We start from the raw sequence: 12,677 nt of genomic DNA, 5'->3' as shown, positions 1-12,677 counted from the left end.
TACCGGACAAGGTCGCATTCGTTAGCGCCACCATGATTGCATGTGCGGCGCGGCTCGCCTAGAACCGGGCAAACATCATTGACCCGGCTTCGGACCAACATCAGGCGGACACAGTTATGGCTAACCAGGCTCAGACCGACAAAATACTTTCAGGCAACGGCTTTATCGCCGCCCTTGATCAAAGTGGTGGGTCCACACCCAAAGCGCTGCGCTTGTATGGAGTAGATGAAGATGCTTATTCCAACGAAGCCGAAATGTATGATCATATCCATGCCATGCGGACACGGATCGTCAAATCCGACGCCTTTAATGGTGACAGGGTTCTAGGGGCAATCCTGTTTGAAATGACTATGGATCGCGACATCGACGGCATCCCAACATCACAATATCTGTGGGAAAAATGCGGCGTCGTGCCATTCCTGAAAGTTGACAAAGGACTGGGTGACGAGGCAGACGGCGTTCGCCTGCTAAAACCCATGCCCGATCTGAACAGCCTGCTAGAACGGGCTGTGTCCAATGGCGTTTTTGGCACCAAGATGCGTTCTGTTGTGGATGCGGCCTCCCCGTCTGGTATTGCCGCCAATGCCGCACAGCAATTTGAAATCGCAAGACAAATCTTGTCCTATGACCTGATGCCCATCATTGAACCCGAAGTCACAATCTCCATCGCGGACAAAGCAGAGGCCGAAGATTTGCTGTTGGCCGAGCTGAAAAAAGGGTTGGACACACTGGCCGATGGTCAACAGGTCATGTTTAAACTGTCCCTGCCCACCAATGCCAACCAATATCAGGACCTGGTCAACGACCCTCGGGTTCTGCGGGTTGTTGCCTTGTCAGGGGGCTACAACCGCGACGAGGCCAATGCGCTTCTGGCCCAAAACACCGGAATGATCGCCAGTTTCTCTCGCGCTCTGTCGGAAGGATTGTCCGCCCAACAGGACGACGCCGCGTTTGACACGATGCTGAACTCTTCAATTCAGAGCATCTATGACGCTTCCGTCGCTGGATAGACTGCAAACATCTAAATTCGGTCGATCAATGCCTTGACGTTCAATCCGCTGATTGATCCTGCCGTTTGACCGCGGTCGTTCATCACGCGCGTTTTTACATACGCATCGAATACCTCGGTTGGTGCATGCTGCAATAAAACGGACGCAGTCAGTAAAATCGCCGTTTGCTCTGCAAACCAACGTGCCTCTGCCTCGTCCGGTCGTGTACGCCACTTGTTTTGATATGCAATCAGCGCTCTGTCATATCGCCGGTCAAAACCACACGCTTTTTGCAGCTCAGCATCCAACATGTTCTGGGCTAAGTGATTTTTGTCGAGGGTTCTGAGAACATCTAGGCAGATGACGTTTCCTGATCCTTCCCAGATCGAGTTCAGCGGAGCCTCCCGGTACAGCATCGGCAATGGTGTGTCTTCGGTGTATCCCGTACCACCTAGGCACTCCATCGCCTCGTAAATCAATCTGGGGCAAAGCTTGTTATTCAAATACTTAGCTAAGGCAACCGCGACCCGAGCAAACGGCATCTGGTCGGGGTCATCATACGCAGCGGCCACACGTAAACCCAGCGCGGTGGCCCCTTCCCAATCCAACACCAGATCGGCCAAGACTGAACGCATCACAGGCTGATCAATCAAACGGCGCTGAAATACATTGCGGCCTTCGCACCACCACTTTGCCTCTGACAACGCGGCGCGCATTAAGCCTGCGGGTGCCAGTGCTGTATCCAATCGGGTGTGATGAACCATCTGGATAATATTCCGAATGCCATCGCCCTCTTCGCCAATGCGCTCTGCCCATGCGCCATGATACTCAATCTCTGCGGACGCGTTGGATTGATTGCCAAGTTTTTGCTTCAAACGCATCAGGTGTATTTGGTTCTGAGTGTCATCAGGACACCACCGCGGCACCAAAAAACATGTTAGCCCATCAGGGGCCTGGGCCAGTGTTAAAAACCCGTCTGACATCGGGGCGGAACAGAACCATTTATGTCCGGTCAATCGATAGCCTCTGCCATCAGGAATCGCCTTGGTCGAATTGGTTCTGACATCTGATCCGCCCTGTTTCTCTGTCATGGCCATGCCAACAGTTACGCCGGTTTTCTGAGACAAAGGCACAAAGTTCGAATCGTATCTCCGCGACAAAAGTTTTTCCCGCCACTCTGAAAAACCTACGCCTTTTAGTATTGGAACGGCGGCATAACTCATGGTCATTGGGCACGCGACACCTGGTTCGACCTGACTTTGCAGATAGACCATGACAGCATGGGACACGTGCCCACCTTGTGCGCCGCCCCACGGCTGGGACACATAACCAGATGAAAGCCCAAGTTTCATCAAATCGTGATAGGCCGGATGAAACCGCACTTGGTCAAGCCTGCGACCGCCTCTGTCAAAGCTTTGCAGCTCTGGCAGATACATATTGGCCAGTCGGCCAGCTTCGATCATCTTTTCCTGGCCCAACTGGTCGCCAAATTCGGTCAGGAGATTTTCGTCCCCATCACAGGCAGCCGAATAACATCTTGCCACGGGGTCCTCTGTAAACAATCGGATGCGACCCCGAGGAATGGGTTGATTCAGTTCAATCTCTGCATCATTGGTCATTACAAACAACGTTGTGACAGCAACTGCCATATCATAGCAGATATCTTATCGCGGAAACTTCGGACACAAGATCGTTGATTCACAAAGAAAATTGTCCAAGAGGGATTCACAAGGCGAATCACTTGTGGCATTCTACGCAAACAGCCCAGAAGAGGCTGACCTGAGGCAGAGAATGAAGCAGAAACGACCCACGCTCGGCGCCGTATTGTATTTCGCCATATGCTTTTCGCTTGGCGTCTATTTTACATTTGCAGCTGTGCAAGGGGATTTTGGTTTGTTTCAGCGCGTGCAGTTTGAGGCAGAGGCGCATGCTCTGCAGACCGAATTGGCGAGTATGCAGGACCGAGTTGCCGCGCTTGAAAACAAAACCCGCCGATTATCGGATAACTATCTGGATCTCGACCTGTTGGATGAACAGGCACGCCAAATCCTGGGATTAGTACGTAGCAACGAGATCGTCATTCACTGATATTTGGCGTTAAATTAAACCTCCAAACTCTTGTATCATTTTATTACTCGCCCGTCGGGCGATTTTACGCTATTAAATAGTTTAGCATTAAACCAATCACGCATCAGCCCGGAGGCCCCTCAATGGCAGCGCGAAAAAGTGCAAAGAAACCAAACGTTTCTGCTGACGAACTCAAGAAATATTATCGTGACATGTTGCTGATCCGCCGATTCGAAGAAAAGGCCGGTCAATTATATGGTATGGGTCTGATCGGTGGATTTTGCCACCTGTACATCGGACAAGAGGCCGTTGTCGTTGGGTTGGAAGCCGCGGCAGAAGAAGGCGACAAGCGTATCACGTCTTATCGCGATCACGGGCACATGTTGGCCTGCGGGATGGATGCCAACGGCGTTATGGCAGAACTGACCGGACGCGAAGGTGGTTATTCCAAAGGTAAAGGCGGCTCCATGCACATGTTCTCGAAAGAGAAGCATTTTTATGGTGGTCACGGCATCGTTGGCGCCCAGGTTCCGTTGGGGGCTGGCCTTGCTTTTGCAGACCAATATCTGGAAAACGGGCGCGTCACTTTTGCCTATTTCGGTGATGGCGCCGCCAACCAGGGCCAGATTTATGAGACCTTCAATATGGCCGCTCTGTGGAAATTGCCGGTGATCTTTGTGGTTGAGAATAACCAATATGCTATGGGCACCGCGCAGAAGCGTTCCACCTCCACTCCTGCGCTTTATACCCGCGGCGAAGCCTTTGGCATTTCAGGTGAAGAGGTTGACGGCATGGATGTTCTGGCCGTGAAAGCCGCCAGTGAAAAGGCCACCGCCCACTGTCGTGCCGGCAACGGGCCTTATATTCTAGAGATCAAAACCTATCGCTACCGTGGACACTCCATGTCTGATCCAGCCAAATACCGTACCCGAGAAGAAGTGCAGAAAATGCGCGAGGAGCGTGATGCGATTGAACATGTCCGCACGATGCTTTTGGACGGTGGGCACGCAAGTGAAGACGACCTGAAGGCCATCGACAAGGAAATCAAGGCGATCGTGAATGAATCGGCTGACTTTTCCAAGGAAAGCCCGGAACCAGCTCTGGAAGAGCTGTGGACTGATATTTACGCCTGATCCCGCGACAGAACTGGAGAGATTGAAATGGCTACCGAAATTCTCATGCCCGCCCTGTCGCCCACGATGGAGGAAGGCACATTAGCAAAATGGCTGGTGAAAGAAGGCGATACCGTATCGTCGGGCGACATCCTGGCTGAAATTGAAACCGACAAAGCCACGATGGAATTCGAAGCTGTCGACGAAGGTATCGTTGGTAAGATTCTTATCGCAGAAGGCACTTCCAACGTTGCGGTCAACACGCCGATCGCGGTGATGGTGGAAGAAGGCGAAAGCGCTGATGCAACCCCTGCCGCAGCTCCCGCTGCTACCGCACCCGCGGTCGAGGCCCCTGCCCCCGCCGCCCCGGCTGCTGCGGCCCCGATCACGCCGGTTGTCCCGGATGACCCGGAAATCCCTGCCGGAACTGAAATGAAATCGCAGACCGTGCGGGAGGCCCTGCGCGACGCAATGGCCGAAGAGATGCGCCGTGACCCAACTGTCTTTCTGATGGGGGAAGAGGTCGCCGAATATCAGGGTGCTTATAAAATCAGCCAAGGCCTGCTGGACGAGTTCGGTTCCAAACGCGTGATCGACACACCGATCACCGAGCACGGGTTTGCAGGTATTGGTGTGGGGGCTGCATTTGGCGGTCTGCGCCCGATCGTGGAATTCATGACCTTCAACTTTGCCATGCAGGCAATTGATCAGATCATCAACTCTGCCGCCAAAACGCTTTACATGTCCGGTGGGCAGATGGGGGCGCCAATGGTGTTCCGCGGTCCAAACGGCGCAGCTGCACGCGTAGGCGCACAGCACAGCCAGGATTACGCCGCATGGTATGCGCAAATCCCGGGGTTAAAGGTGGTACAGCCCTATTCCGCAGCGGATGCCAAAGGTCTGTTGAAATCCGCGATCCGTGATCCGAACCCGGTTATTTTTCTGGAAAATGAAATTCTGTATGGTCGCAGCTTTGACGTGCCGGACATGGATGATTTCACTGTTCCGATCGGGAAAGCCAAGATCGCCCGCGAAGGCAATGATGTCACTATCGTCAGCTTTGGCATCGGCATGACCTATGCGCTGGACGCGGCAGACAAGCTGGCCGAAGAAGGCATCAGCGCCGAAGTGATCGATCTAAGGTCTCTGCGCCCGATGGATACTGATACTGTGGTGCGTTCGGTGATGAAGACCAACCGCTGCGTCACGGTAGAGGAAGGCTGGCCGGTGTGTTCGATCGGCAACCATATCTCCGCCACCTTGATGCAGCAAGCGTTTGACTATTTGGATGCCCCGGTCATCAACTGCACCGGCAAGGATGTTCCGATGCCCTATGCGGCAAACCTCGAACGGCTGGCGCTGACCACGACTGCAGAAGTTGTCGATGCGGTTAAACAAGTCACTTATCGTTAAGGGAGAGATGCGATGCCCACAGAAATCCTGATGCCCGCCCTCTCTCCCACAATGGAAGAAGGCACATTAGCAAAATGGCTGGTAAAAGAAGGGGATAGCGTATCCTCTGGTGATTTGCTGGCAGAAATTGAAACCGATAAGGCAACCATGGAATTCGAGGCCGTAGACGAAGGCACGGTTGGTAAAATCCTTGTGCCTGAAGGTTCGGCCAATGTCGCGGTGAATACCCCTATTGCTGTGTTGCTGGATGACGGGGAAAGCACCGATGATATCGGTTCCGCTCGCTCCTCCGCCGCTACTGCTCCACCTACTCCCGTATCTGAAGAAGCCGCACCAGCTGCCACGTCTGCACCAGTAGCCACCGCCCCTGCTGCTCCCTCCACATCGGGTGGTGAACGCATTTTCGCTTCACCACTGGCCCGACGCATTGCCGCCGATAAGGGTTTGGATTTGTCTCAGGTTGCTGGTTCTGGTCCCCATGGCCGTATCGTGAAGGCCGATGTCGAAAACGCCACAGCCGCACCACAGACAGCGGCGGCTCCGGCATCAGCGTCACCTGCTGCTACATCTGCCCCGTCTGCTGCGCCTGTCGCTGTTGGCCCTTCCGCAGATGTTATTGCCCGGATGTACGAAGGCCGCGAATATCAAGAAATTCCTCTGGATGGCATGCGCAAAACCATTGCAGCTCGCCTGACAGAGGCTAAGCAGACCATTCCGCATTTCTACCTGCGTCGCGATATCAAGTTGGACGCGCTTCTGAAATTCCGCTCTCAACTGAACAAGCAGTTGGAAGCTCGCGGCGTGAAATTGTCGGTTAATGATTTCATCATCAAGGCCTGCGCGTTGGCTCTGCAATCGGTTCCTGCTGCAAACGCGGTTTGGGCTGGTGACCGGGTCCTTCAGATGAAGGCGTCTGATGTGGCCGTAGCCGTCGCAATTGAGGGTGGGCTTTTCACCCCGGTGTTGCAAGATGCGGATCAGAAATCCCTCTCCGCTTTGTCTGCACAGATGAAAGACCTCGCCGCCCGTGCGCGCGACCGCAAACTTGCCCCGCATGAATATCAGGGCGGGAGCTTTGCGATTTCCAATCTGGGTATGTTCGGGATCGACAATTTCGATGCCGTGATCAACCCACCCCATGGTGCCATTCTGGCTGTGGGTGCAGGGGCGAAGAAACCAGTTGTCGGTTCAGATGGCGAGCTTGCCGTTGCAACCGTCATGTCAGTCACTTTGTCTGTCGATCACCGGGTGATTGACGGAGCACTAGGGGCCCAGCTTCTGCAGGCCATTATGGATAATCTTGAAAATCCGATGGTCATGTTGGCCTGACCAATCATCAAAAACAAAGAAAAGCCCGGAAGAGCTCTTCCGGGCTTCTTTAGTTCTAACTCTGTCGGGCTCAACCCCCGGCTTCGCCACCAGTCATGTTCAAGAGCTGATCCATCGACAACGCCGGCTGATCACATCCAGCCTCACCCACAATCTTGGCGGGAACACCTGCCACGGTCTTGCAAGGAGGCACTTCCTGCAGAACGACCGAACCCGCCGCGATCCGGCTGCAATTGCCAACTTTGATATTTCCCAGAACCTTCGCACCCGCGCCGATCAGAACGCCATTGCCAATTTTGGGGTGACGATCCTCGTCTTCCTTACCGGTCCCGCCTAGCGTGACAGAGTGCAGCATAGATACGTTGTCTCCGACCACTGCAGTTTCACCGATCACGATGGAATGGGCATGGTCGATCATGATGCCTCTGCCGATTTTTGCACCCGGGTGAATATCGATCCCAAAGGTTTCTGACACGCGCATCTGGATGAAATAGGCCATGTCCTTGCGGCCTTCGGCCCACAGAGAATTACCAATCCGGTAAGCTTGGATCGCCTGAAAACCTTTGAAGAACAGCATCGGTTGAATCAGACGGTGGCAGGCCGGATCGCGTTCCAAAACAGCCATCAGATCGGCACGGGCCGCATCTGCAGTATCCGGGTATTCGCGATAAATTTCATCGGCGATTTCGCGCAACAATTGCTCTGACATTTCTCCAGAAGCCAGTTTCAACGAAAATCTGTAGGCCAAGGCCTGCTCGAGTGTATCATGGTGCAAAAGCGAAGAATGCAGCAACCCGCCCAGCATCGGTTCTTCGGAATGGGCGGCCTCTGCCTCCACCCGAATACGATCCCATACAGGGTCTACTTTACTCAGCTTCATGCGCGTTTTGGCCATTTCTCTTTCCTCAATCACCGCATTATTCTACCCTAGATATGTACAATTCGCAAAGTTCAAAGGGGTGATCAGGGACATAATCAAAATGAATGCGAATGAAAGCGAAAAATTTGAGGAATTGTTGCGTCGTCAGCTCGCCGCGCTGGATTCTGGGGATGAATTGGGAAGCCAGGGTCAACAGATCGTTGAGCTTGACCAACAATCCGTCGGACGATTGTCCCGTATGGATGCTCTACAAAATCAGGCCATGGCCAAGGCCGGACAGGTCAGACGCAATCAGATGCGGCTACGTATCGCCGCGGCCTTCAATCGACTTGAAGAGGGCGAATACGGGTACTGCACAGATTGTGGTGACGTCATCCCAGTCAAGCGATTGGAACTTGATCCGACCGTTCCTAAGTGTTTGTCTTGCGCCTCTTGTTGAGCAAGGATTTATAGGTCAGCCATCGCTCTAACTGCTGAACGACGTGCAGAACACACTGCATGTATTCTAAACTGTCCAAAGATTTTTCGAGGGTTTCCAATCTAAACCCTACAGCACCAAACAAGCTCCCGTTCCCCCACTCTGAATGCAAGCGTTGGAATCGTTTCCTGTATTTGTCTGCCGCCTCAGATCTACGGATAATCGATTGCGCCCGCTTCACCCGGTCGTCTGGACACACATCATACAATTCCATCGCCACAGCCCGAATATCCGCCCATATAATCGGCCGCATATTGCACTACACAGAAATTGCAGCTGCGACGCCCGGGCCGTATCGCTCCGAAATCTGCGCCACTTTTACAGTGAAACTTGCGGCAATCCCATCCTCAGTCCGCATTGCGTTTGTATAGGTCCAATCAGATTGGCTCAGGATTTCTTCGCGACGCAGTTCGCCGTTTTCCTCGACCTGCAAAAGATAACTTTCAGTGGCTTCCCCCAACGGGACATCCAGCCCGGCCCAGCTGTCAGCGTCAATTCGACTGCGTCTGATCCACTGAAACGCCCACGCCCCGCCACTTTGCGTGGCGCTCAGATGTGTTGGGCTATAAGGGCGCAAACCAATGCCATCAAAAACTTCGACCCGGTGATGATAACTGGGATCATCATAACCCAACTCGGCCGAACCGACCCGGTAGTGACGCGCCAAGCCCCGAGCAGACGACTCCAGATCAATTTGCTGAATGGTGCTATTTAGCAAAACGAAAACACTGCCCGTCGGCCAAGATTGCGGCATCAAGGCATCGGTCCCAAACTGACCCCGCAATCTCCCCACTAATTCATAGGTATCCGGCGCGACCAGGGAAGCAGTTTCAAATTGGAAAATCTCCCAATTGGCAGAGGATCCATCGCCAATTGCAGCCGCGTTGGCCCCGTTCAAAACATTGGTCCAACTTTGTGAACTTAACGCTCCAGAGGAAAGCTTCACCCGAAGCGCCTCCCCATCGTCACGCACGAATGGTTGCGCAAATTCTAGGGCCGTTTCGGTGAAACCGATCGTTGCCGCCCCTTGCACGACGGTGTTCAGATCATATCCGTCCTCGCTGGCCGAACTGTATACCGCAACCGCACCCGGCCAGGGATTGGCCGCAACTGCCACATAGGGCGCATGATCCACTGCCCCATCACCCAGTAGCGGAAGATCCATAAAGGCGGGCCAGACCGGGACCGAAGGCACAAAAGGCGTAAGTCTTGCAGCAATCTCTGTATGATCGGTGGGTGTATAAACACTGGGTTCGACTCTAACCGCCTCGATCAACTGCATTTCACTTTTTTCAATTCGATCGACACGGAAGCGGCCTATCGGCCCCGTTTCCGCAGATAACTCGACCACGTCGCCAGCACCAACAAACAGTTTTGACTGTGGCAGGTTGAACTGCACCCCATCGCGTGCAATTCGACTTTCGGCCAACCATCGCTCTGTGATCGCCCGGGCCTCCGAATTGGTCAGACACAGGGGCATTTCGGATTGTGATACGCCGTAAGTTGCCTCGTCCGGAAAAATGGCCTCCTCGGCGAAAACACCAAAATCACCGTCTGCCTCCACATAACTTAATCGCACACGTCCAGCAATTTCTGCAGAGGCACTGCGTTGATGCAATGTCACAGGATCATCGCCGCCCTGATCAACAAAATTCTCGCCACTGATCGTAACAGCATTATTCGCCGACCGGCTGCGAAACATCAGCTTTCCATCGCGTTCCATCGCATCAAAACCGTAGGTCAGCATCAAAGGTTGCAATGCGCCACGCGCTGTCTGTTCACCAGAGATCAAATGACCCCTTACAATACCGTAAAGGTCCGCCGTCTCCACATCCTCCACTCCAGACTTTGCACAGATTTCGCTTACCGCTGCCGCCAGATGCACGTGTGAGCTTCGCCCGTTCAGCCAATGCCCGCGCGCATAATTTTCCCCGTCGCTCCACACCGACAAACGACTGGGAAAAAACGGATAGGGACGCGCATCCCAGGCCCAGGCATGGGCCCGGCCCAAGTCCACCATTTGGACCCCAGAATCTGGATGAATCGGATTGTTGGACGGATCGTCCCAAAACGCATTCATTGCGCGTAAATACTGTTTCTGAATCAGGTCATCCCGACGCCCATCTGAAAAGGCGGGCAATCTCGATTCGGATGATTTGGAATCAAGAAACTTATTGGGCTGATTGCTGCCTTTGTCGATTGCGGCACAACCATATTCCATAAACCAAATCGGCTTCGACCCCGGCACCCAATCCGTGGGTTGGGGCCGCCGTGTCCCGCCGATGCGCTCATGATGCGTATTCTCCCACCACCCTCTCAGGTCTTTGAAACGAAAGACCCACGGCTCCCCATAGGCACCATCGGTGATCTGGGTTCGAATTTGCGCATCACGCGCTGTGTCATTGGCATAATACCAATCAAACCCTTCTCCGCCCGCGATATTGGCCTTCAGGTAGTTAAGCTCATACACCGATTTCCATCGCCCAGCATCCAGATGATCAGCGTCATCCCGCCAATCACTAAGCGGCATGTAATTGTCGATCCCAATGAAATCGATATTTGCATCCGCCCAGAGCGGATCGAGGTGAAAAAACACATCACCGGACCCATCTTGAGGATGAAATCCAAAATATTCTGACCAGTCCGCAGCATAGCTGATCTTGACGCCCGCGCCCAAGATAGTTCGTACATCCGCGGCCAACTGGATCAAGGCATCAACCGCCGGAAAGCTGTTATTGTTGCCGCGGATTTGTGTCAGCCCTCGCATCTCTGATCCGATGCAGAATGCCGACAATCCCCCGACCGCTGCGCATAAATGCGCATAGTGCAAAATGAACCTGCGATAACTCCATTCTGTCGGGCCGGAATAGTTAATCGTCTGTACTTTGCCATTTGAAAAGACCGGCTGAGCGGTGCCAAAAAAATCTACGACTTCGGCCTCTGCCGCTGCTGTGCCGTCAGGGCTCCCCAATCGACCAGCCGCAACCGAACTCGTGATCCGCCCGCGCCATGGCAGATGTGGCTGATCATTGGCATCACTCCACGGATCAGGCAGCTCGTTGTCAGTCAACTGCTCCATAAGGATAAACGGATAAAACAACACACCCATCCCGCGCGCCTGTATTGCCGAAATCGCTTCGGCAACGGCTGCGTCTGCAGGGGTTCCGCCGTAGACAAGATTGCCGTCCTCAAGGGGCACGATCTGCGCTGATTGTCTCGTCAACCCGCTCACTCGCCAAGGCATTTCGACTCCATCAGCATCCTTGTGCTCGATCTTAGGCCGCAATTCACAGTGGTTGACCCGCAATTCATTACCGAACCAAGAGGCAACCAAGGATACCGACTTACAGTTCGGTAGCTCTTCCCGTAGCGCATCAAGTGACGTCACCAGGTCAGAATGACCGCTGGGCGAATGCACGTTGGCAACCTCACCCTTTCCCAAGCCTCCAGAGTAATGGACCGTCCTTTCGGCCAGCGCATATTCCCCGGTTCCAGGCAACAACGCGACAGCCTGCACCGCATCGACAACATCTGGCTCCAAGCCTCCAACCCCGGGCGTATCAACACGCAGGGGCCGGATTACCTCGAAATTCAACTGCGGTAGTCTATTGCCGAAGGGCGTCAGATTTAGATCTTCCAGAACAACATAAGCGATGCCGCGATAGGCAGGCACATTCCCGGAGCCTTCAACCGCCTCGATCTTTGCGTCGGGCTGCTGATCTTCACTGCCTGCATAGACTGTCATATTCAGTGTCCGGGTGGCAATTTCCTTGCCATCCGCCCAAACACGACCAATCCGCGTAATCTCGCCTTCGCACAACGCAATTGCGACGCTGACAGAATAGGAATAGCTATTCACCGTCGGGCTTTTCGGTGCGCCCTTGCCCCCGCCTCCGCCCGACGATGAAACATGTTCCTTGAACCGCGTGGCCCAGATTACCTGACCCGACATCCGCATCCGCCCTTGCATCGCGGGGATCGGCGCGCCCTCGCTCGCCCCTGTCAGGCGCAGACGGTCCAGTCGCCCGGTCTCAATCACATCAGATCCAGCGCCCATAAGTCGCTGATCAATTGCCCGACCTAGGCTGGAGCCAATCGCTCTGCCAATGATCGCGCTGGACAGACCCAATACCGTCCCACCAATTGCTGAGCCGATCGCCGCTCCTGCAGCCCCCAATACTATGGTTGCCATTAAACGTCCTCCACCGGGAATGAAAACCGGGCTACAATTCGGCGCGCCCAGATTGCACTCATCATACTTTCAACAACGCCGTGCCCCGCATATGCGGGATGGGGTGGATGGCTCCTGCTTCAACCGGCGTCGCAATGCGCCATAGTGCAGTTGTCATGAACTGCTTATGAGAGGAGCCACCCAATGCAAGTTACCACAATCGGCCTGGATTTGGCCA

10 protein-coding genes are annotated in these 12,677 nt (G+C 54.1%); 6 read left to right on the top strand and 4 right to left on the bottom strand.

Features of this window, described 5'->3' with window-relative positions:
* The first annotated feature begins 116 nt into the window (after positions 1-116).
* Complete coding sequence (locus AC2D8P_RS10145) at positions 117-1,010, top strand: fructose bisphosphate aldolase (RefSeq protein ID WP_484702473.1); 894 nt, start codon at positions 117-119, stop codon at positions 1,008-1,010.
* 11 nt (positions 1,011-1,021) lie between these two features.
* Here the strand turns inward: AC2D8P_RS10145 and AC2D8P_RS10140 are convergent, their stop codons facing one another.
* Positions 1,022-2,638, bottom strand: coding sequence for an acyl-CoA dehydrogenase family protein (locus tag AC2D8P_RS10140; protein ID WP_484702471.1), 1,617 nt, complete (start codon positions 2,636-2,638; stop codon positions 1,022-1,024).
* A 142-nt stretch (positions 2,639-2,780) separates the two neighbouring features.
* Here AC2D8P_RS10140 and AC2D8P_RS10135 point away from each other — a divergent pair, with 142 nt between their 5' ends.
* From AC2D8P_RS10135 to AC2D8P_RS10120, 4 genes are all read left to right on the top strand, one after another.
* On the top strand, positions 2,781-3,077 hold the full coding sequence (locus AC2D8P_RS10135; protein ID WP_484702469.1) for an FtsB family cell division protein: 297 nt from the start codon (positions 2,781-2,783) through the stop codon (positions 3,075-3,077).
* 122 nt (positions 3,078-3,199) lie between these two features.
* Positions 3,200-4,189 carry a pyruvate dehydrogenase (acetyl-transferring) E1 component subunit alpha gene (gene pdhA / locus AC2D8P_RS10130; RefSeq protein WP_484702467.1) on the top strand — a complete coding sequence of 330 codons (990 nt, stop codon included), beginning with the start codon at positions 3,200-3,202 and terminating at the stop codon, positions 4,187-4,189.
* Positions 4,190-4,216: 27 nt separating this feature from the next.
* Positions 4,217-5,581 (top strand): pyruvate dehydrogenase complex E1 component subunit beta, encoded by a 1,365-nt coding sequence (locus tag AC2D8P_RS10125; protein WP_484702465.1) that lies wholly within the window; start codon positions 4,217-4,219, stop codon positions 5,579-5,581.
* Between the two features lie 12 nt (positions 5,582-5,593).
* On the top strand, positions 5,594-6,910 hold the full coding sequence (locus AC2D8P_RS10120; RefSeq protein WP_484702463.1) for a pyruvate dehydrogenase complex dihydrolipoamide acetyltransferase: 1,317 nt from the start codon (positions 5,594-5,596) through the stop codon (positions 6,908-6,910).
* Positions 6,911-6,980: 70 nt separating this feature from the next.
* Here AC2D8P_RS10120 and cysE read toward each other — a convergent pair whose 3' ends face one another.
* Positions 6,981-7,805 (bottom strand): serine O-acetyltransferase, encoded by an 825-nt coding sequence (cysE, locus tag AC2D8P_RS10115; RefSeq protein ID WP_484702461.1) that lies wholly within the window; start codon positions 7,803-7,805, stop codon positions 6,981-6,983.
* An 85-nt stretch (positions 7,806-7,890) separates the two neighbouring features.
* On the opposite strand from cysE, the gene AC2D8P_RS10110 reads away from it, so the two are divergent.
* Positions 7,891-8,229: a TraR/DksA family transcriptional regulator gene (locus AC2D8P_RS10110; protein WP_484702459.1), complete on the top strand. Its 339-nt coding sequence runs from the start codon at positions 7,891-7,893 to the stop codon at positions 8,227-8,229.
* Here AC2D8P_RS10110 and AC2D8P_RS10105 read toward each other — a convergent pair.
* Both AC2D8P_RS10105 and AC2D8P_RS10100 read right to left on the bottom strand, forming a co-directional pair.
* Positions 8,201-8,521 (bottom strand): DUF7742 family protein, encoded by a 321-nt coding sequence (locus AC2D8P_RS10105; protein ID WP_484702458.1) that lies wholly within the window; start codon positions 8,519-8,521, stop codon positions 8,201-8,203. The two genes, AC2D8P_RS10110 and AC2D8P_RS10105, sit on opposite strands and share 29 nt — an antisense overlap.
* A 6-nt stretch (positions 8,522-8,527) precedes the next feature.
* Entirely contained in the window at positions 8,528-12,460 is a 3,933-nt protein-coding gene (locus AC2D8P_RS10100) for a baseplate multidomain protein megatron (protein ID WP_484702456.1), read from the bottom strand.
* Between the last annotated feature and the right edge of the window lie 217 nt (positions 12,461-12,677).

This window comes from Roseovarius sp. YIN77, from assembly GCF_057219155.1.
The sequence above is the reverse complement of the archived record's forward strand: the minus strand, read 5'-3'. Positions and strand labels throughout refer to the sequence as shown.